The sequence below is a fragment of the Pseudomonas sp. genome, from assembly GCF_051660785.1.
Taxonomy (GTDB): Bacteria; Pseudomonadota; Gammaproteobacteria; order Pseudomonadales; family Pseudomonadaceae; genus Aquipseudomonas.
Map to the genome: position 1 here is coordinate 23,084 of NZ_JBOFQE010000087.1, position 17,702 is coordinate 40,785.

The following is a 17,702-nucleotide window of genomic DNA, read 5'->3' on the forward strand; positions in this document are numbered from 1 at the left end:
CATCAAGCCTTGACCCAGCGTTGACGGCTCCAGCTGCTCAATGAATCGACGGCGAACACCAGCAGCAGCATGGCCAGTATCACCGTGCTGGCTTGAGCTTCCTGGAACAGGCTGAGGCTGACATAAAGCATTTGCCCCAAGCCACCAGCGCCGACGAAGCCAAGCACACTGGCCATGCGGATGTTGTTTTCCCAGCGGTACAGGATGTAGGCCAGTAGTTGCGGCAACAGGTTGGGCAGCGTGCCGTAACAGAACGCCCAGACGGCATTACCGCCCTGCAAGCGGATGGCTTCGGCCGGTTCGGGCGGGGTGTTTTCCAGTGCTTCGGCAAACAGCCGGCCGAGCACGCCAGTGGTGTGCAGGGCCAATGCCAGGGTGCCGGCATTGGGGCCGAGTCCGGCGGCAAGCACCATCAGCGCGGCCCATACCAGCTCCGGAACTGCGCGCAAGGCATTGAGGACCAGACGCGACGCACTCTGAAAAGGCCAGCCGAAACGCCCGGCCGCAGGCAATGCCAATAGCAGACCGAACACCGCCGCGAGCAGAGTGCCGAGGGCGGACATGGCAATGGTTTCCAGCGCGCCGTGGCCAATGGCTTGCAGATGACCCGCGCTCAGGTCCGGACTGAGAAAACGCTGCGCATAGGCACCCATCTGTTTCAGGTTGCCGGCGCCGCCCAGTTCGCCGAGGTCGATGCCAAGGTAGATGAACGAGGCGAGCACGGCTGCACCGATGCCCAGGATCAGGCCCAGGTTGATCAGGCGATTCATGCCAGCCTCCAGCGCAGCAGGCGGCTGAGTTGATCGGCGAGCAGCACCAGCAAGAGAAACGTCAGCAACAGACTGGCCACTTCACCGCCAGCGAACATGCGCAACGACAGGTCCATTTGCTGACCCAGACCGCCAGCACCGACAAAGCCCATCACCACCGAGGCGCGGATCGCGCACTCCCAGCGGTACACCGTGTACGACATCAACTCCGCCGCGACATTGGGCAGGATGCCGTAGCAAAACGCGGCAAGCCGCCCGCTGCCTGAACGCAGCAACGCGTGGGCTGGACGCTGGTCCACCGACTCGAAAATTTCCGCATAGACCTTGCCCAACATGCCACTGTAGGTAATCGCAATCGCCAGCACCCCGGCCGTCGGGCCGAGGCCGACGGCGCGCACGAACAGCAGCGCCCAGACGATTTCCGGCACGCTGCGCAGGAAGATCAGCAACCCGCGTACCGGCCAGCGCAGCAGTTGGCCGCCGAAGCTTGGGCGACCGGCGCGGGAGGCCGCCGACAGCGACAGGGCGCGACTGGCCAGCAGGCTGGCGGGAACAGCCAACAACAACGCCAGGGCCATGCCGGCCGTGGCGATGGCCAGGGTCTGCAAGGTGGCTTGCAACAGCAGTTCAATGAACTCCCCGTCATGGGCCGGTGGCCAGAAGGCCGATACAAACCGGCCCATCTCGCTCTGACTGTCACTCGCCACCAGAACGCTGAGGTCCAGTTCGCTGTAGTGGATGCCCGGCCACAGCAGGGCGATCGCCAGCAGGCTGAGCAGCAGACGGGGCAGGGTGGCAGGATCGCGGGTGGCAGACGTCAGCATCGGGGAATCTGCACACTCAAGAAAACGGGAGGTACCGGCGAGGATTGCAGTTGTTCGTTGGCGTAGAGCTTGTCGAGCAGCTCGCGGTCGACCTCGTTAGCCGCAAGGTCGAACAGGATCTGCCCGTCACGCAAGCCGATGATCCGCGAAAAGTGCGCCAGCGCCAGCTCCACCGCATGCAGGCTGGCGACCAGAGTGACGCTGTGCTCCCGGGCATGGCGGCAAAGTACCGAAAGCGTGTGCTCGGCCAACACCGGGTCCATCGCCGAAACCGGCTCATCCGCCAGCAACACTTCGGGCGCTTGATACAACACGCGGGCAATGCCCACGCGTTGAAGCTGTCCGCCGGACAGTTGCTGGCATTGCGCGAACAATTTGTCGCCAAGGTCCAGCCTGGCCAATGCCGCGCGAGCGCCCGGAATATCCAGCGGATGCAGCAGGTTCAATAAGCTCTTGCCCAAACCCCATTGCCCCAGCTTCCCGGCCAGCACCGCCGTGACCACGCGCTGACGCGGAGGCAGGGGCGGCGATTGGTGGATCAGGCCGATGCGTGCGCGCAGCCGCTGACGCTGCCGGGCAGACAGTTGCCACGCGTGCTCGCCAAGCACCTGCAGTTCGCCGTTGTCAGGTCGCAGGGCGGTGGCCAGCAGGTTGAGCAGGCTCGACTTGCCGGCGCCGGACGGGCCGATGATGGCAACCTGTTCGCCTGCGCCGATGTGCAGGTCCACGCCGCGCAACGCCTGGACGCCGTTGACGTGGGTCAGGCTGGCCTGGGTCAGACGCAATGTCATTTCAGCAGTTCGGCGGCGCGGGCGGCTTCCTCGATGCCTTTGTAATTGTCAGGACTGGTTTCGATGAACCGGCTGGCAGCCTGCAAATCGAGAATTTCCTTGTCCTTCGGGTTCGCCGGATCGAGTGCGAGGAAGGCTGCTTTTATTTTCGCTGCGAGCGCCGGGTCGAGGGTCCCGCGCACCGTCCAGTTGTAATCGAAGTAGGCCGGGGTGGTCGCAAACACTTTGACCTTGTTGGTGTCGACCTTGCCGGCCGCGACCAGTTTTTCCCACACGCTGGCGTTCAGCACCCCGGCGTCAACCTTGCCAGCCTGGACCCAGGCAACGGTGGCGTCATGAGCGCCGGAGTAGCCCACGCGGCTGAAGTAGGTTTCCGGCTTGATGCCGTCCTTCAACATGAAATAACGCGGCATCAGACTGCCCGACGTCGAGGACACCGAGCCGAAGGCAAAGGTCTTGCCCTTGAGGTCGGCGAGGGACTTGACGTTAGGGTCAGCGGTGATGAATTTGCTGGTGAACTGGGCGTCCTGTTCGCGCTGTACCAGCGGGATCGCATTGCCGGTTTTCAGCCGCGCCTGCACGAACGTGAAGCCGCCCAGCCAGGCCATGTCGATGCGGTCAGTGGCGAGCGCCTCGACCACGGCCGGGTAGTCACTCACCGGTACGAACTCGACCTTCATGCCCAGTTTTTGCTCCAGATAGGCGCCAAGCGGCTTGAACTTGCGCAGCAGTTCGGTAGGGGCTTCATCGGGAATCGCGCTGACTTTCAGGGTGTCGGCGGCTTGCACCAACAGGCTGCCAAAGGACAGGGTAAAGCCGACGGCCAATGCCAGGGTACGCTTGAGCATGGAAGCTCTCCGGTGAAATGAACAAAAAGAATATCGATGCGCCGCGCACAGCTGATTGCTGCCTGGCGCTTTGTGAGGGTAGACGAAGCGCAGCGATATTAAACGCTTTTGACCTGATCAATATGTGTCGTGAGGGGTGGCAATCGACACAATGCGGACGGATCGGCTCTGACTCGGACAGGTCCGTCGATGGCGGTTAGAAACACCAGCCCTCAGCGTTTACAACACGACAGAATGGACCCGCGAGGGTCGCATTGTGATGAGCGACAATTTCTTCGGCCTTCAGCAAAGAGGTGTCCGTGCAGGAATGACCATCGGCGATCAGCACCGCATCGAAACCATTGTCTCGTGCGGCGCGGCAGGTGCTGTCGACACAGTATTGGGTCTTCATTCCGGCAATGACCACACCCTGAGTACCACAAGCCCGTAGCTGATCGGCCAGAACTGTCTCGGTGAAGGCGTTGGGTCGACTTTTTTCGAAAATCACTTCGTCGCCCTGCAGCACCAGTTCCTGCACCAGCTGCGTCAACGGGCTCCCAGGCTCGATTGGCGAACCAGGTGGACCAATGTGGCGGGCGAGAAAAATGGGGGCGCCCGCACTCCGGGCTTTATTCAACAGATTGTTCAACGTGTCTACCAGCGCGTCGCCAGCCCACGGTTTATCCGCGCCATGAAACAATCCAACCTGCATATCGAGAATCAACAGTGCATACATAGTGCTTTTCCATGCGTTTTGGCCAGCGACACAAGGGCAAAAGAAAAGGCCCTATCCATCGCTGGCGGGCCTTTGAAGTTCGTGCGTTATTGGCTCACGACACCTCTCACGACCCGCCCTTGGCGGTCGTGGTAGTCGTGGTCAAGATAATTAGTGGTTGATTCATAGAGCTGACAGTAGCTGCGCGGTACCGGGTTGGCAAGTGAACGCTACGAGCAGAGCAAACAAACTCGCTGCCCCTATCTGAATGCTTTACGTAAATCATCTATAACCCGGTCGATTGACGGCCCTTGCACTGCCGGCGGTTCCGGGCTCTCTCCAAATTCACGCCAGATGAACAGCGTCAGTTCCGCCCCGTCAGTCAATGTCAGCTGTTGTGAAGGGCACCGCTGTGTCTATGCGCTCTTCGCATCGGATTAATACCGATTCATCACTGTTCTTTCAAAGGACCGGGGCACATTCTTTGCCGAACCCCGACGCCGTACTGCGCGTCTTTCTCAACCTGACGAAGAGCTATAAAAATGAGCGTATTCACTCACGTTACAGTCGGCACCAATGACTTGAGCAAGGCCCGCGGTTTCTACGACAACGTACTGGGCGAACTTGGCCAGAAACGTATCGCCGACCTCGGCGACAACGGTTCTATCTGGGGCGAGAACTCGCCGGCTTTCTTTGTTCTGAAGCCGGCGAACGGTGCACCTGCCAGCGTTGGCAATGGGGTGACCGTGAGTTTCGAGGCACCGACCCGTGCCGCCATCGACGCGTTTCATGCCGCCGCATTGGCTGCTGGTGGTACCTGTGAAGGCCTCCCGGGACCGCGCGGCTGGGCACCGAACGCCTACGCGGCGTATGCCCGTGATCTGGACGGTAACAAACTGGCGGCCTATTGCTTCAGCCCCGATTAAGTCCGGTTGAGGCTGATGCTATTCGCTTGAAAACTATCTTCAGTTGAGTACGAGTGAGCTTGTGTGGCGAGGGGATAATTCCCCTCGCCACAAAGTGGGCGTCTGTGGCCAACGTCTACTTAACGGAGCCGCCACCCTTCGCGGTCAAACGAAACGGTGGCAGCTGTTCGCGGGTTGACCGACCGGAAATGAAGGAATCCGGCACACCTGAAGGTGTCCCGCGCACAGCCACCACAAGCCGAACCCGTCATTGGTCAGGCGCTAAAAGCCACGTACTCACCACCCGCCGATCCAGCTCCTCCCAATCCGCCATGCCCAACACCCGCGTAGTGTTCAACCCACGCAGATAGCCGCGCAACTGATTGGCAGTGGCACGCGTTCGCTCCGGGTCGGGCGCGTTTTCGCTCATCAGTACGCTTTCGTACTCGATCAAATACTCGCTCACCCGGTCGCGGAAATCGGGCAGGACGGCGTCGCGGATCAGGTCAAACGTTCTCAAGGAGAGGCCTCATCAGTATTTTTCGGTTGTGATGGAGTGTGTACGAGTCTGCACGGCGCGCAACTATTGCGTGAAGTAATAGTGACAATCACCAAACACAAGTTCTGCTTTGTCGGCAATCACCGGAGAATCGCCCCCATCGAACACCGGCCCTGACGCTGTCTCGTCACTGGCTGAACCGGACTTTTTATTTTCAGGATGACATCCATGCGCCCGTTATTTGTGCCTGCCATGGCGTTTGCCTCTTTGTTGCTCGCCGGTTGCGCCTCTGCGCCGAACGACCCGACGCTGACCTTGCAGACCAGCAAGACACCCGCTCAATACGCCGACTGCGTCGTACCGAAATTGCAGGGCAGTGCGTTGAACCCGACCGTCTCGCAGACCCAGCGCAGCTACCGGATCGTGGTGCCGAGCAAAGTCTCCGCGGACAACGTGCTGGAAGCCTACAAGACTGGCAGTGGTGGCAAGGTGTTTATCTACGAGCGGCAGTTGCTGGCTTCAAGCTTTCTGCCTTCGAGTTTTGGACGCGCCGCACAGGATTGCATCTGACACCGGCCCGTAAACGTTTTTCAAGCGCTCCTTTGGTTGGCCGCAACCAACCAATTTTCTGCCCCGCACCGCATTTCGGTCGCGGGGCTTTTTTTGTCTGCGAATGAATACGGGCGCAGCCCACGCGGGTGCTTTACCCTGCCTCCCTCACCAAGCATCATGGGCCCCCGCACCCATGCCAGGCGTGCCGGACATCGTGGTGAAAAGGAACTGCAGTTGAACGAACAGACATTGTCCATGCGCCTGGAGCGCGTGGCAGCCCACATGCCAGCCGGTGCGCGCCTGGCCGATATCGGCTCGGACCACGGCTACCTGCCGGTGGCATTGATGCGCCGTGGCATCATCGCGACAGCGGTGGCCGGCGAGGTGGCATTGACACCGTTCCATTCGGCACAACGTACCGTGCGCGAGAACGGCCTGGACCAGCGCATCACCGTGCGCCTGGCCAATGGCCTGGCGGCGATCGAGCCGGAAGACGGGATCACGGCGATCAGCATCTGCGGCATGGGCGGCGAGACGATCCGCGACATTCTCGACAGCGGCAAAGCGCGCCTTGGCGGGCAGGAACGCCTGATCTTGCAGCCCAACGGCGGCGAGCAGCCATTGCGCCAATGGTTGATGGAAAATGGCTACCGCATCCTCTGCGAGGAAGTACTGCGGGAAAACCGCTTCGACTACGAAATCATCGTCGCCGAGCGCGCCGGGCCGGTCCTGTATACCGCCGAGGAGTTGTACTTCGGCCCGTTGCAGATGCAGGCGCGCAGCCCGGCATTCCTGGGCAAGTGGCGGCGCATACTGCGCCACAAGCAGCAGACCCTGTCCCACTTCGCCCGGGCGCGGCAGGCCGTGCCCGAGGAAAAGGTGCAGGACCTCGCGCGGCAGGCCCGCTGGATCACCGAACTGTTGGCTTGAGCCGGGTTCAGGGTCAGGCTTCTCACACCCTTTTGCATGAAGCGATCACGCTAAAGTGCATGCCCACCATACCCAGGTATGGTAGCTGGCGCGGTGCGTCGCGATGCAGACTCAGGCTCCAGGCGATCCGTCCTCTCGCACCGAGAGCGCGGCTTTCGCTCAAGATTCCTTGAACCAGGCAATCGGAGAATGAGCATGACGACGCATCTGAACTTCCCCATCCCAAAGGATGGATCGCACCAGGAAAGGATCGGTCAGCACGACAGCACCTCATACGCCGGCGGATCAGGCGTCGAGGAACTGGTTTCTTCGCGCTATGCACTGCGGGTCGGTGAGATTGACGTCATCGTGATCAGTGATGGGGTACTACCGTTGCCGACCTCGACGATGTCCACCAATGTCGACCCTGCCGATCGCGCGGCCTGGTTCAAGGACCAGTACCTGGGACCGGACGCGTTCGATTGGCCACTGAACGTGCTGGTGCTGCGTAGCGGCGACCAGACCATACTCGTCGACGCCGGACTGGGAGGGCAGTTCCCTGGCTTTCCGCGGGCCGGGATGTTTCCCAAGCGACTGGAGGCTGCCGGCATCGATCTTGGGTCCGTGACCGACGTGGTGATAACCCACATGCACATGGACCACATTGGCGGGCTGCTCGTCGACGACGTGAAGAGCCGATTGCGTGCGGACGTGCGAATCCACGTTTCGGCAACCGAGGTCGCGTTCTGGGCGTCCCCCGACTTCTCGCTCACTACCATGCCGTCACCGGTGCCGGACGTCTTGCGCTCAACCGCCGAACAGTTCATCAACGAATTCCACAGCAAGCTGTGCACGTTCGAAGACGAATATGAGGTGGCGCCGGGAGTGCTCGTCAAACTCACCGGCGGCCACACCCCGGGGCACAGCGTGGTCTACGTGACGTCCGGCGGCGAGCGGCTGACATTCGCCGGCGACGCGCTGTTCCCGGTCGCCTTCGAACACCCCGATTGGCATAACGGCTTTGAACATGACCCTGAGGAATCGGTGCGTGTCCGGGTGCGCCTTATGCAAGAGGCGGCGGCGAGCGGCGAGCTGTTTGTGGCCACTCACCTGCCGTTTCCCTCCGTTGGCCGAGTGGCAATCGACGGTGATGCGTTTCGCTGGGTAGCGGCCTACTGGGACTACTGACCGGTTGTTCGGTCCGGGCCTCCGTCCAGGCCAAGGCAGCCCGCTCGCGCAGGGGATGTAGGCTGGACGGAGGTTTCAGTCGTTGCGGGCAAGCTATCGAGAAACGCGGCAATCTGCCGCGTGCCGCGCAAGTGCAGTGTAGGAATGTGCGGGCCTATGGCCTGGCGCACCGCCTCGATACCTGGGCGATAGCCACGATCGAAATTCCACACGAAGTTCAGAAAGGTCAGGAACGCCCGATCGAGCTTCTCTGTACAGCCTGCTGGAAGGTCAGCGCGAGGGCGATTCATTACGCTGCGCATGATCACCCGGGTGAAACAGGTGAGGCGCGACGTATCGAGCCAGATGATCAGGTCGGAATGGGGCAGGCGAAGGTCGAAGGTTCGCCGCGCATAGTTGCCTTCACAAATCCAGGCATTCGGTGCGATCGCTGCGCGGACCCGTGCGCGGAATTGCTCAGCATCAGGCTCGACCCAACCAGGCTCCCAGAACAGCGTGTCCAGGTGGACCACGGGCAGGTTCAGGCGCTTGCCGAGGGCGCGGGCCAAGGTAGATTTGCCGCTACCGGCATTGCCCAGAATGACAATCCGTTGCATGGGGGGACTTCCTGTCGCGAAAAAAGCCGGCGATTGTGCAGGTTTTGGATGGGCAGTTAAAGGCTTACAGGTGAGGCGGCCACACCATGGGAATGAATGTAGTCACTCGGTCATACGTTCTCATTGTCCGACCGGGTAAACGAATAGCGATCGATATCAGACCTGAGCTGCCAACCCTGTCTTTGCCAGTAGTTGGCAGCTGGCCCATTGGTCTTGAAAACGAAAAAAAGTAAAGGATTATTGGAAGCGGTTTTCAACGATGTGATGTAGAAGAGCACCGCTCATCTCACGCAAACGCATCCTCGATAAAGGCTTCCAGCGCCTTGTCTTCCAATATCTCGATGGAGAAGTGTCCGAAGCGCTTGGGCAACCAGATGATGCGGGCCCCGGACGGGGATTGCAGGTTCGCGCGGGCGAGTGGTTCTCCATTTTCGTCCTCGGGCTGAACACCCGCGGCCATCAGTTCGTCGTAGGCTTTCTCGATGTCCGGTGTGGAGTAGCAGTGGCGGTAAATCATGCCTTCGCCCGAGGCGTCCAGGAGCTCCTTCAGGTTTCCCGCCAGTGGTTGCACCAGCATGAAACGCTCCTGACCGATCAACGCAATCGCGTAGCGCACGTGCAGACCACCACGTTCCCATACGAGCGTTTTAGAGATTCTGGCTTTGAGTATCTGTGCGTAGTACGCACAGGCTTCTTCGAGATTCATGACCAGTACGTCGACGTGACTGAATTTCAGCTCCATTGCATTTCTCCTGTCGAACCGGTGTCCATGGTAACGACGGCAATCTCAGAATTAGAAGGGGGCTGGTATGGCTGTTTCCTGACCGAACAGTTGAACCAAGCGCTGACCGTTGAGTCGGGATAATAAGCCGTACTGTTTTTTCGCAGAGGATTCCCCATGCATAAATGCACCCTGGACTACCTGTTCCACGATGAGCCCCGCAGCCACCTGTTCGAAGTGGAGCAGGCTCAGCTGCCTGTCCATGAAGCAGCGATGCACTTGCTACAGCTGCATTTTGGGGATGCTGAAAACAGCCTGATCATGCCCACTGCGGACGCGACACCGGAGCAGATTCTGGAACAGGCTGAGCGGCTGGGGCTGACGCGGATCAGGGTCGTCGATCAACCCGGTTAATGCCGGGTGCAGCGGCCCGCCACGTCAAAGCTGCTTGTCCTCACCGGGTTACACGCTGTTCCGATTCCTGAAGCTGCTGCGGAGCCGAACATGAAAGTTGGCGTGATTTCCGATACCCATGGCTTGCTCCGCGCTGAAGCCCTTGCGGCCCTGGCGGGTTGTGAGCGGATCATTCACGCGGGTGACATCGGCAACGCCGACATTCTCGATCAACTACAGGCAATTGCCCCGCTGTACGTCGTGCGGGGGAACAATGACCTCAGCGCCCCGTGGGCAGAAAAGATCCCCGACCTGCTTCGTTTCGATCTCAACGGATGGGAAACGCTGCTGGTGCATGACATCGCCGATGTGCCGGTCGCGCTCGACTCCGCCATCAAGCTCGTCATCACCGGTCACTCGCACAAGCCACGCATCGAGTGGCGCGGCGATCAGCTTTATCTAAATCCTGGCAGCGCGGGACGGAGGCGGTTCAAGTTGCCGGTAACGCTGGCTGTGCTGGAGGTGCTCGGGACTTCCATGGAACCGCGCCTGGTCTCGCTGCTGGAGTGATTTAAAAGTGCGTGGGTCACCAGCGCATCTTCACAAAAAAACGGCTCGTTAATAAAACGAGCCGTCGTTGTGAACGTGCTGTTTCAGATCGGCGTCAGAGGTGATCCGCGTCAATCACCGCTTTGGCAAACGCCTTTGGATCTTCCTGCGGCAGGTTGTGGCCGATGCCGCCGCTGATCAGCCGGAACTCGTATTTGCCGGTGAAACGCTTGGCGTAATCCTCAGGCTTAGGGTGCGGCGCGCCGTTGGCATCGCCTTCGAGGGTGATGGTCGGCACGCTGATGGACGGCGCCGTGGCCAGTTTCTGCTCAAGCGCTTCGTATTGGGGTTCGCCCTGCACCATGCCCAGACGCCAACGGTAGTTGAAGACGGTGATCTCGACGTGGTCGGGGTTATCCAGCGCCTTGGCGCTACGGTCGAACGTGGCATCGTCGAACGCCCATTTCGGCGAGGCCAGTTGCCAGATCAACTTGGCGAAGTCGTGGGTGTTTTTCTCGTACCCGGCGCGACCACGGTCGGTGGCGAAGTAAAACTGATACCACCACTGCAATTCAGCCTTGGGTGGCAGCGGGTTTTTGCCGGCCGCCTGATTGCCGATCAAATAACCGCTGACCGAGACCAGCGCCTTGACCCGTTCTGGCCACAGCGCCGAGACGATGCCGGCCGAGCGCGCGCCCCAGTCATAGCCACCGAGCACGGCTTGTTTGATCTTCAGCGCATCCATGAAGTCGATGACGTCACTGGCCAGCGCAGCCGGTTGGCCATTGCGAAGGGTTTTGTCGGACAGGAAATGCGTATCGCCATAACCACGCGCATACGGCATCAACACTCGATAGCCTTTCGCGGCAAGCAAGGGCGCGACCTCGTCATAGCTGTGAATGTCGTACGGCCAGCCGTGCAGCAAAATCACCACAGGCCCGTTGGCCGGGCCCGTTTCGGCGTACGCCACGTTCAGCAACCCGGCATTGACATGTTTCAGCGGGCCGAATGGGGAGGGCGCTGCATAAGTGACATCGGCCTTGATCGTGGCCGGCTGTGGGGCGGCGGGCGTTTGTGCGTGGGCCGCCCCAAGAGCGCCAAAAAGGGCAAACGCCAGGATCGACGCGCTGACCAAGCGGCGGCGAGTGCTGCCGATGTTGTTATGCATTGCCATCTTCATTGTGATGTCTCCGTTGCAAGCCGTTGGCCAGGGGGTCTGGCTGATCCCCTTGAAACCTTGGATACATTTGAGCGCGGTGACGTATCTGGCCTGTGTCGAAGTGCAAGCCGGGTGAAAACTGATGTATCAAGAGGATAGCCATACACACTCTGATACACAGTCTTTGGTGCCTTTAAATATCGGCGTGACTGACGTTCCCCTCAGCGGACACAGGTCCATTGGGCGTGATACGCCTTTCGCGCAAACGGGTTCACACTTATGTGATTCTGGTATCAGTGCTATTCAATTGGTGCTGTTTATCCATCAATGTTCGAAGGGTAAGTTGCCTCTCAGCGATTCCAAGCCGAGAGCAGCCTATGACCCATCACCTCATCCGCAAATGTGTGCCCGCCATGGCGAAGGCCGGCACCCTGTGTTTCGCGCTGTGCACGGCCGCGGTCGCGGAGGCGAGCGAGCGCAGTCCGTTGGTCATCAAGGAGCAGGGCAGCCTGACGGCCGGCGGCGCAGTGATGACCCAACCGGGTGTCTTCGATCCGTACACACCGATGAAGCCCGACGGCCAGACCTTCCACGGCGATCACCTGTATGCATTCTACCAGGTGCCGGTCGACGCTCGGCCGCTGCCGATTGTCATGCTGCATGGTGCCGGGCAGTCCGCGAAGTCCTGGGAGACGACGGCCGATGGTCGGGAAGGGTTCCAGAACCTCTTCCTGCGGCGCGGCTTTGCCACCTATCTGATCGACCAGCCGCGCCGTGGCGATGCGGGACGCAGCCTGGTTGGAACGACGATCAAACCGGTGCCGGACGAGCAGCTGTGGTTCAACCAGTTTCGCATTGGTGTGTGGCCAAACCACTTCGAGGGCAGTCAGTTTCCACTTGGGCAGGAGGCGCAGGAACAATTCTTCCGTTCGATGGCGCCCAACACCGGTCCTTATGACATTGAGGTGATTTCCAATGGCGTCTCCGCGCTGCTGGAAAAGACCGGGCCGGCCATTTTGTTCACCCATTCGCAGGGTGGCGGCCCCGGTTGGCTGACGGCGATCAAGAGCCGCAATGTGCGCGCCATTGTGGCGTTCGAGCCGGGCAGCAGCTTTGTGTTTCCCGAGGGCGAAGCCCCCAAGCCGATTCCCAGCGCGTTCGACACGCTCTCGGCCCAGGTCGTCTCAAAGGCGCAGTTCGAAGCGCTGACTCGCCTTCCCATCGTCATTTTCTATGGCGACAACATCCCCGAAAAACCTGTGCGTCTGCCCGCGCAAGACAGCTGGCGAGCCCGGCTCGAGATGGCGCGTCTGTGGCGAGATACCGTCAATCGGCATGGCGGTGACGTCAGGCTCATTCACTTGCCGGAGATCGGGATCAAGGGCAATTCCCACTTTCCTTTTTCGGACCTCAACAACGTCGAGATCGCAGATCTCGTTTCGAAGTTTCTCGCAGAAAATGACCTGGATTGAACACGCGCGGCGAGCGTCGCCGTGCCCCTCAGAAGTCGAATTCGCAGGATTATTCAGATGACACGAACCACCCTGAAGGCCACCGTTCTGGCCGCCATGATCGGACTGTCAGCAGCCGAGTCCGAGGCCGCTGACTACAAGCAGAATCCATTCACCTTGACCTACGGCGGCGCGCTGACCAAGAACGAGCCGGGCAAGGTCAACATTCATCCGGTCACCTACAAGCTCAATGGCCTGGACATTACCGCCAACGTCTACACGCCCGCGAACTATGACTCGGCGAAGCAATATCCGGTGGTCGTGGTGGCGCATCCCAATGGCGGGGTGAAGGAGCAAGTCGCCGGTTTGTATGCCCAGCGTCTGGCTGATCAGGGCTACATCACGATCACCGCGGACGCGGCGTATCAGGGCGCCAGTGGCGGTGAGCCGCGCAATGTCGACAAACCCGCGTATCGCGTCGAGGACATCCACGGCATGGCAGACTTCATCGCCGGCTATCCTGGCGTCGACAGCACGCGTCTGGGCCTGCTCGGCATCTGCGGCGGTGGCGGCTATTCGTTGAAGGCGGCGCAAAGCGACAAGCGTTTCCAGTCGATCGCGACCTTGAGCATGTTCAATTCAGGTCTGGTTCGCCGAAATGGCTACCGGGATTCGCAACTGTCCACGGTTCAGGAACGCTTGCAGCAAGCGTCCGCTGCCCGTGCGCAGGAAGCGGCCGGCGGCGAGATTCTGTACACCGGGGATGCCAAGCTGACCGATGAGCAAATCGCCAAGTTGCCGTTTGATCTGTATCGACAGGGTTTCGAGTATTACGGCAAAACCCATGCTCACCCTAACTCGACGTTCAGATACACCCTGAGCAGTTTGCTGGACCTGATGAGCTTCGATGCAACGGACCAGATCGAACTGATCGACAAGCCGTTGCTGATGATCGCCGGCAGCAAGGCCGACAGCCTGTACATGTCGGAGCAAGCCTTTTCCAAGGCCACCGGCACCAAGGACAAATCGTTGTTCAAGATCGATGGCGCGACCCATATCGAAACCTATTGGGTGCCTGCCTACGTCGACGTCGCCATGGACCAACTGACCGCGTTCTACGCCAGAACGCTCTGACTTCAAGGAGCCGTCATCATGAACAAAACCCTTTTCGGGATCGCGATGTGCGCCGCGGCGCCCTTCGCCAGCGCCGCCGGATCAGCCGACAACGCCAGTGAATCCCTGACTTCCCAGCAGATCCGCCGTGCAGGCACTCAGGCTTCGGCAGCGGGGCTGGCGGATTATTTCACCGGGCGGGTACGCGTCGATCCCTTGTTTACCGTCACGAATGAAATCAACGCATCCGGTGCTTACGTCACCTTTGAGCCCGGTGCGCACTCGGCCTGGCACACCCATCCCGCAGGCCAGCGATTGGTGGTGACCGCCGGTGTGGGTTTGGTTCAGGAGTGGGGCAAGCCCGTGCAGGAAATCCGTGCGGGGGATGTGATCGTCTGCCCGCCGGGCGTCAAGCATTGGCACGGTGCCGCACCGGCTAGCGCCATGACTCATCTGGCCGTGACCGGCGTGGTGGAAGGCAAGAGCGTGCAGTGGCTGGAGAAAGTCACCGACTACCCCAGCAGCGCACCAGGTCCGGTAACGCTGCCAGCAACGTCCGCCGAACACAAAGTTTCCGAAGTGCTGTCAGCCAGGCAACGGGCGATCCCGTTGATTGCCGCTTCAATGGCCACGAGCAACATGCCCAAACTCAATGCGGCCTTGAACCAGGGGCTGGATGCGGGCCTCACCGTCAGCGAGGCCAGGGAAATCCTGGTGCAACTCTATGCCTACAGCGGTTTTCCGCGCAGCCTCAACGCCCTCGGCGAGTTGATGAAGGTGGTGGAGGCGCGCAAGCAACGCGGGATTCAGGACGACCCGGGACGCGAGCCCGGTCGTGTCATTCCCACCGGCAACGAATTGCTCGCCGTGGGCAAGGCCAACCAGACGCGCATTTCCGGAGCGCCGGTGCAGGGCCCGCTGTTCGATTTCGCACCGGTCATCAACCAATATTTGCAGGCGCATTTGTTTGGCGACATCTTCGAGCGCGACAACCTGGACTGGCAAAGCCGTGAGCTGGCCACCGTCGCAGCCCTGGCCGCCACCCCCGGCGTAGAGGCGCAACTGCGTTCACACATGGCCGCCAGCCTGCGGGTCGGTTTGAGCGTCGGGCAATTGCGTCAACTGATCCAGGGACTGGCCGACCATGGCGATGCCGAGGCGGCCAGACGGGCTGGCGAGGCGCTGGACAAGCATCTGGCTGCGGCGGCGGGGCGGCCCTGAGTCAGGTGTAGCGCAGGGCTTCGCGCAGCAACGTAAAGGCCGGTGAACTTTGTCGCCAGCTCGGGTAGTAGAGGTGGTATCCGGAGAACGGCTCGCACCAATCGGCGAGTACGCGAATCAACCGGCCCTGCGCGACATGCTCCTGCACCACGTTTTCCGGCATGTAGGCCAGGCCCAACCCCTGGAGCGCGGCCTCCAGGCGCATGGCGATGTTGTTGAACACCATTTGGCCTTCGACGCGTACTTTCAATTCCTCCCCTTTCTTCTCGAACTCCCAGAGGAACAGGCCGCCGTGAGTCGGCATGCGCAGGTTGATGCAATTGTGCTGCATCAGATCGCTGGGGATTTTCGGTTTCGAGTACCGTGCGAAATACGTCGGGGAGCCGACCACCGCCATGCGCATGTCGGGCCCGATGCGCATCGCGATCATGTCCTTGGCCACCTGTTGGCCTAACCGCACCCCGGCGTCGAAGCCTTGCGCCACGATGTCGGTCAGGCCGTAGTCGACGATGATTTCGATGTTGAGGTCGGGATTGTCAGGCAGCAGCTTCGCGAGCACAGGTTGCAGGACCGTGATCGCGCAATGCTCGCCAGCGGTGATACGCAGTTTGCCCGCCGGCTTGTCGCGGAATTCGCTGAGCAAGGCCAGCTCGTTGTCGATCTCTTCGAAGCGTGGGGCGATCACTCGCAGCAGATGTTCGCCCGCTTCCGTGGGGGAGACGCTGCGGGTGGTGCGAGACAGCAAACGAACACCCAGTCGCTCCTCCAACTGCCGCATGGCCCGGCTCAAGGCGGGTTGCGACATGCCCAGTCTGGCAGCGGCGCGGGTGAAACTGCGCTCCTGTGCCACGGCCGAAAAGATCGCAAGTTGGTCGTAACTGTCAGCGGTCATTAATACGCCCCTGTTATAAACAGTTTGCGATTATGCCACCTGTACGACCTGGCGTCCGGCGCCACTTTCACTCAAGCCCTGGTGTTCCAGGTCACCGCACAGAGCGCCAGGCCGGCCACATTGAGGGTGACGGGATTGAAGGCATCCCTGAGCATGGACGGGTTAAAAATCGCGACATCCAGCAGCAGGCCAGCCAGTGCCGTCGAGGCGACAATCAGCGGCCAGGCAATGCGCGACGCGAGCAATAGCCATAAGGCCAGGGCAATTTCCACGACCCCGGCGGCATAGGCAAACAACTCCACCTGATCGATACCATGGGCTTGAATCATGGTCCGCTCGCCAGTACTCAGCCACAGCAGCTTGGGCACCAGACCGTGGTAGGCAAACATGAACGCCAGGCTTCCCCGGGCGATCCAGTGGGTGCGTTTCAAGGCGCTCACGTGGGCGTTTTCAAGAATCGACGTTCATGGTCGGGACTGGGCAACAGGCACGTGTCGTATTTTCCAAAAAGCCGATAGCGATTCAGTGCAATGCGATCGTAGGCCCAATCGCGCAGCGTGCGTGGGCAGACGCGCAACAGTCCCAGTGGACGCCAGGCACGCGGCAATTGGGCGATGATTTCGACCACGGCATCCGAACGCACCCAGTAGTGCCGGTCGCGGATCACGGCCATGGTGTCGAATTGATCCAGGGGCAAACCTGCCCACGCCAGCAGCGCTTGCCCCTCGGGCGATTGCACTGCCGCGAGACGCACGCGTCGATGGCGATCATGACGGATCAAGAACCTCGCCCAGCCATTGCAGAGCTTGCACACGCCGTCGAACAAGACCACGGTTTCGCCTGGCTGGAGTAAGGGCGCGGGAGAGGGGCGGGTTCTGGACGCTGGCATAGGTAGGGGGCTGTAAGGGGGGGATCCCGGATCATACCCGCGTGTCTGGCCGAAAGTCTTTTCGGATTGCCTGTCACATTAGCCTGTCAGTGTGGTGCATGTGAAAGTGCGTCCTATCGGACAAGTCTCCCCACAAGCAGAAACGCTGCTCTACTCTAATCAGCGCAACCCTCTTCCAGTTCACTCTTACCACCGAATAAAAAGGGGAAATGACCATGACCGACAAACGCCGTGTTCTGTTCGTCTGCGCAAAAAATGACATTCGTTCATTGATGGCGGAAGCCTTGCTCAAGCATACCGACTCCGATCACTTTGAAGCGTTCAGCGCAGGCCTGGAGAGCAGCGAGGTCGACCCGCGTACGTGGGATTCGCTCGACCATATCGGCATCGATATAAGCGGGTTGCGCAGCAAATCAATCGAAGAGTTTGAGGGGCAGGCGTTCGACTATGTCATCACGTTGTGTGACAAGTCATCAGCAGAGGCAGGCAGGATGTCGTTTCCCGGCGAGGTGATAACGTGGAACTTTGAGGATCCGGCAAGCAGTGAGCGGCACGAGCCCTTTCGTCATGCGCTCCAGGAAATTCACGATCGCGTCAAAATGTTCGTCACTGTAAAGACTCGCCCTTCAAGCGCAGAGGCTGGCGTTGCGCCACCAGACACCACTCAAGCCTGATCGCGTCCCACGGGTATGGAGGCGGCAGTCTCTATTGAGACTGCCGCAAGCGCAAACTACCCCG

At 60.4% G+C, this 17,702-nt stretch carries 22 protein-coding genes and 2 pseudogenes; 10 read left to right on the forward strand and 14 right to left on the reverse strand.

Features of this window, described 5'->3' with window-relative positions:
- Window positions 1-2: 2 nt before the first annotated feature.
- From phnE to ACRC4F_RS23145, 6 genes and pseudogenes are all read right to left on the reverse strand, one after another.
- Window positions 3-770: a phosphonate ABC transporter, permease protein PhnE gene (gene phnE, locus ACRC4F_RS23120; protein WP_438661437.1), complete on the reverse strand. Its 768-nt coding sequence runs from the start codon at window positions 768-770 to the stop codon at window positions 3-5.
- A complete protein-coding gene (locus ACRC4F_RS23125; protein WP_438661438.1) occupies window positions 767-1,594 on the reverse strand; it encodes a PhnE/PtxC family ABC transporter permease in 828 nt (275 codons plus the stop codon). Before ACRC4F_RS23125 ends, phnE begins: the two co-directional genes overlap by 4 nt.
- Window positions 1,588-2,385 (reverse strand): phosphonate ABC transporter ATP-binding protein, encoded by a 798-nt coding sequence (locus ACRC4F_RS23130; protein ID WP_438661439.1) that lies wholly within the window; start codon window positions 2,383-2,385, stop codon window positions 1,588-1,590. Before ACRC4F_RS23130 ends, ACRC4F_RS23125 begins: the two co-directional genes overlap by 7 nt.
- Window positions 2,382-3,233 carry a putative selenate ABC transporter substrate-binding protein gene (locus ACRC4F_RS23135; RefSeq protein ID WP_438661440.1) on the reverse strand — a complete coding sequence of 284 codons (852 nt, stop codon included), beginning with the start codon at window positions 3,231-3,233 and terminating at the stop codon, window positions 2,382-2,384. The genes ACRC4F_RS23130 and ACRC4F_RS23135 overlap by 4 nt, the downstream gene beginning before the upstream one ends.
- Before the next feature lie 196 nt (window positions 3,234-3,429).
- Window positions 3,430-3,948: a cysteine hydrolase family protein gene (locus ACRC4F_RS23140; RefSeq protein WP_438661441.1), complete on the reverse strand. Its 519-nt coding sequence runs from the start codon at window positions 3,946-3,948 to the stop codon at window positions 3,430-3,432.
- Window positions 3,949-4,187: 239 nt separating this feature from the next.
- Window positions 4,188-4,316 (reverse strand): annotated as a pseudogene (locus ACRC4F_RS23145) (HIT family protein); the annotation flags it as partial.
- Between the two features lie 153 nt (window positions 4,317-4,469).
- On the opposite strand from ACRC4F_RS23145, the gene ACRC4F_RS23150 reads away from it, so the two are divergent.
- Window positions 4,470-4,853: a VOC family protein gene (locus ACRC4F_RS23150; RefSeq protein ID WP_438661442.1), complete on the forward strand. Its 384-nt coding sequence runs from the start codon at window positions 4,470-4,472 to the stop codon at window positions 4,851-4,853.
- A gap of 247 nt (window positions 4,854-5,100) precedes the next feature.
- Here the strand turns inward: ACRC4F_RS23150 and ACRC4F_RS23155 are convergent, their stop codons facing one another.
- Complete coding sequence (locus ACRC4F_RS23155) at window positions 5,101-5,352, reverse strand: hypothetical protein (protein WP_438661443.1); 252 nt, start codon at window positions 5,350-5,352, stop codon at window positions 5,101-5,103.
- Between the two features lie 207 nt (window positions 5,353-5,559).
- On the opposite strand from ACRC4F_RS23155, the gene ACRC4F_RS23160 reads away from it, so the two are divergent.
- The 3 genes from ACRC4F_RS23160 to ACRC4F_RS23170 all read left to right on the forward strand — a co-directional run bounded on the left by ACRC4F_RS23160 (window position 5,560) and on the right by ACRC4F_RS23170 (window position 7,980).
- Entirely contained in the window at window positions 5,560-5,901 is a 342-nt protein-coding gene (locus tag ACRC4F_RS23160) for a hypothetical protein (protein ID WP_438661444.1), read from the forward strand.
- 216 nt (window positions 5,902-6,117) lie between these two features.
- On the forward strand, window positions 6,118-6,813 hold the full coding sequence (locus ACRC4F_RS23165; RefSeq protein ID WP_438661445.1) for a tRNA (adenine(22)-N(1))-methyltransferase: 696 nt from the start codon (window positions 6,118-6,120) through the stop codon (window positions 6,811-6,813).
- 195 nt (window positions 6,814-7,008) lie between these two features.
- Complete coding sequence (locus ACRC4F_RS23170) at window positions 7,009-7,980, forward strand: MBL fold metallo-hydrolase (RefSeq protein ID WP_438661446.1); 972 nt, start codon at window positions 7,009-7,011, stop codon at window positions 7,978-7,980.
- On the opposite strand, the gene ACRC4F_RS23175 is transcribed toward ACRC4F_RS23170, so the two are convergent.
- The 3 genes and pseudogenes from ACRC4F_RS23175 to ACRC4F_RS23185 all read right to left on the reverse strand — a co-directional run bounded on the left by ACRC4F_RS23175 (window position 7,974) and on the right by ACRC4F_RS23185 (window position 9,318).
- Window positions 7,974-8,576, reverse strand: a complete 603-nt coding sequence (locus ACRC4F_RS23175; protein WP_438661447.1) for an AAA family ATPase — start codon at window positions 8,574-8,576, stop codon at window positions 7,974-7,976. The genes ACRC4F_RS23170 and ACRC4F_RS23175 overlap by 7 nt on opposite strands.
- A 110-nt stretch (window positions 8,577-8,686) precedes the next feature.
- Window positions 8,687-8,800, reverse strand: a pseudogene (locus ACRC4F_RS23180) (GNAT family N-acetyltransferase); the annotation flags it as partial.
- A 62-nt stretch (window positions 8,801-8,862) separates the two neighbouring features.
- Window positions 8,863-9,318, reverse strand: coding sequence for a VOC family protein (locus ACRC4F_RS23185; protein WP_438661448.1), 456 nt, complete (start codon window positions 9,316-9,318; stop codon window positions 8,863-8,865).
- A 156-nt stretch (window positions 9,319-9,474) separates the two neighbouring features.
- Between ACRC4F_RS23185 and ACRC4F_RS23190 the strand changes: the two genes are divergently transcribed.
- Both ACRC4F_RS23190 and ACRC4F_RS23195 read left to right on the forward strand, forming a co-directional pair.
- Window positions 9,475-9,711, forward strand: a complete 237-nt coding sequence (locus ACRC4F_RS23190) for a hypothetical protein (RefSeq protein WP_438661449.1) — start codon at window positions 9,475-9,477, stop codon at window positions 9,709-9,711.
- A gap of 90 nt (window positions 9,712-9,801) precedes the next feature.
- The gene (locus ACRC4F_RS23195; protein ID WP_438661450.1) at window positions 9,802-10,260 is read left to right on the forward strand and encodes a metallophosphoesterase family protein; all 459 of its coding nucleotides are present in this window, start codon (window positions 9,802-9,804) and stop codon (window positions 10,258-10,260) included.
- Between the two features lie 94 nt (window positions 10,261-10,354).
- On the opposite strand, the gene ACRC4F_RS23200 is transcribed toward ACRC4F_RS23195, so the two are convergent.
- Complete coding sequence (locus ACRC4F_RS23200) at window positions 10,355-11,419, reverse strand: alpha/beta fold hydrolase (protein ID WP_438661451.1); 1,065 nt, start codon at window positions 11,417-11,419, stop codon at window positions 10,355-10,357.
- Between the two features lie 356 nt (window positions 11,420-11,775).
- On the opposite strand from ACRC4F_RS23200, the gene ACRC4F_RS23205 reads away from it, so the two are divergent.
- The 3 genes from ACRC4F_RS23205 to ACRC4F_RS23215 are packed head-to-tail and all read left to right on the forward strand — an operon-like array spanning window position 11,776 to window position 15,183.
- A complete protein-coding gene (locus ACRC4F_RS23205; RefSeq protein WP_438661452.1) occupies window positions 11,776-12,870 on the forward strand; it encodes an alpha/beta hydrolase in 1,095 nt (364 codons plus the stop codon).
- A 57-nt stretch (window positions 12,871-12,927) separates the two neighbouring features.
- Window positions 12,928-13,983 (forward strand): alpha/beta hydrolase, encoded by a 1,056-nt coding sequence (locus ACRC4F_RS23210; RefSeq protein ID WP_438661453.1) that lies wholly within the window; start codon window positions 12,928-12,930, stop codon window positions 13,981-13,983.
- Between the two features lie 18 nt (window positions 13,984-14,001).
- On the forward strand, window positions 14,002-15,183 hold the full coding sequence (locus ACRC4F_RS23215; protein ID WP_438661454.1) for a (R)-mandelonitrile lyase: 1,182 nt from the start codon (window positions 14,002-14,004) through the stop codon (window positions 15,181-15,183).
- 1 nt (window position 15,184) lies between these two features.
- On the opposite strand, the gene ACRC4F_RS23220 is transcribed toward ACRC4F_RS23215, so the two are convergent.
- The 3 genes from ACRC4F_RS23220 to ACRC4F_RS23230 form a co-directional block, all read right to left on the reverse strand.
- Window positions 15,185-16,075 (reverse strand): LysR family transcriptional regulator, encoded by an 891-nt coding sequence (locus ACRC4F_RS23220; RefSeq protein WP_438661455.1) that lies wholly within the window; start codon window positions 16,073-16,075, stop codon window positions 15,185-15,187.
- 71 nt (window positions 16,076-16,146) lie between these two features.
- Entirely contained in the window at window positions 16,147-16,515 is a 369-nt protein-coding gene (locus ACRC4F_RS23225) for a DoxX-like family protein (protein WP_438661456.1), read from the reverse strand.
- Window positions 16,512-16,964 (reverse strand): thiol-disulfide oxidoreductase DCC family protein, encoded by a 453-nt coding sequence (locus ACRC4F_RS23230; RefSeq protein WP_438661457.1) that lies wholly within the window; start codon window positions 16,962-16,964, stop codon window positions 16,512-16,514. The genes ACRC4F_RS23225 and ACRC4F_RS23230 overlap by 4 nt, the downstream gene beginning before the upstream one ends.
- A 215-nt stretch (window positions 16,965-17,179) precedes the next feature.
- Between ACRC4F_RS23230 and ACRC4F_RS23235 the strand changes: the two genes are divergently transcribed.
- Window positions 17,180-17,638, forward strand: a complete 459-nt coding sequence (locus ACRC4F_RS23235; protein ID WP_438661458.1) for an arsenate reductase ArsC — start codon at window positions 17,180-17,182, stop codon at window positions 17,636-17,638.
- The last annotated feature ends 64 nt before the right edge of the window (window positions 17,639-17,702 follow it).

Bases quoted from the DNA above. Each gene is read 5' to 3' on its own strand.
- ACRC4F_RS23140 (WP_438661441.1), bottom strand. From the start codon at position 3,948: ATGTATGCACTGTTGATTCTCGATATGCAGGTTGGATTGTTTCATGGC.
- ACRC4F_RS23160 (WP_438661444.1), top strand. From the start codon at position 5,560: ATGCGCCCGTTATTTGTGCCTGCCATGGCGTTTGCCTCTTTGTTGCTC.
- ACRC4F_RS23195 (WP_438661450.1), top strand. From the start codon at position 9,802: ATGAAAGTTGGCGTGATTTCCGATACCCATGGCTTGCTCCGCGCTGAA.
- ACRC4F_RS23150 (WP_438661442.1), top strand. From the start codon at position 4,470: ATGAGCGTATTCACTCACGTTACAGTCGGCACCAATGACTTGAGCAAG.
- ACRC4F_RS23125 (WP_438661438.1), bottom strand. From the start codon at position 1,594: ATGCTGACGTCTGCCACCCGCGATCCTGCCACCCTGCCCCGTCTGCTG.
- ACRC4F_RS23190 (WP_438661449.1), top strand. From the start codon at position 9,475: ATGCATAAATGCACCCTGGACTACCTGTTCCACGATGAGCCCCGCAGC.
- ACRC4F_RS23215 (WP_438661454.1), top strand. From the start codon at position 14,002: ATGAACAAAACCCTTTTCGGGATCGCGATGTGCGCCGCGGCGCCCTTC.
- ACRC4F_RS23220 (WP_438661455.1), bottom strand. From the start codon at position 16,075: ATGACCGCTGACAGTTACGACCAACTTGCGATCTTTTCGGCCGTGGCA.
- ACRC4F_RS23130 (WP_438661439.1), bottom strand. From the start codon at position 2,385: ATGACATTGCGTCTGACCCAGGCCAGCCTGACCCACGTCAACGGCGTC.
- phnE (WP_438661437.1), bottom strand. From the start codon at position 770: ATGAATCGCCTGATCAACCTGGGCCTGATCCTGGGCATCGGTGCAGCC.
- ACRC4F_RS23235 (WP_438661458.1), top strand. From the start codon at position 17,180: ATGACCGACAAACGCCGTGTTCTGTTCGTCTGCGCAAAAAATGACATT.
- ACRC4F_RS23200 (WP_438661451.1), bottom strand. From the start codon at position 11,419: ATGAAGATGGCAATGCATAACAACATCGGCAGCACTCGCCGCCGCTTG.
- ACRC4F_RS23170 (WP_438661446.1), top strand. From the start codon at position 7,009: ATGACGACGCATCTGAACTTCCCCATCCCAAAGGATGGATCGCACCAG.
- ACRC4F_RS23135 (WP_438661440.1), bottom strand. From the start codon at position 3,233: ATGCTCAAGCGTACCCTGGCATTGGCCGTCGGCTTTACCCTGTCCTTT.
- ACRC4F_RS23210 (WP_438661453.1), top strand. From the start codon at position 12,928: ATGACACGAACCACCCTGAAGGCCACCGTTCTGGCCGCCATGATCGGA.
- ACRC4F_RS23175 (WP_438661447.1), bottom strand. From the start codon at position 8,576: ATGCAACGGATTGTCATTCTGGGCAATGCCGGTAGCGGCAAATCTACC.
- ACRC4F_RS23205 (WP_438661452.1), top strand. From the start codon at position 11,776: ATGACCCATCACCTCATCCGCAAATGTGTGCCCGCCATGGCGAAGGCC.
- ACRC4F_RS23185 (WP_438661448.1), bottom strand. From the start codon at position 9,318: ATGGAGCTGAAATTCAGTCACGTCGACGTACTGGTCATGAATCTCGAA.
- ACRC4F_RS23230 (WP_438661457.1), bottom strand. From the start codon at position 16,964: ATGCCAGCGTCCAGAACCCGCCCCTCTCCCGCGCCCTTACTCCAGCCA.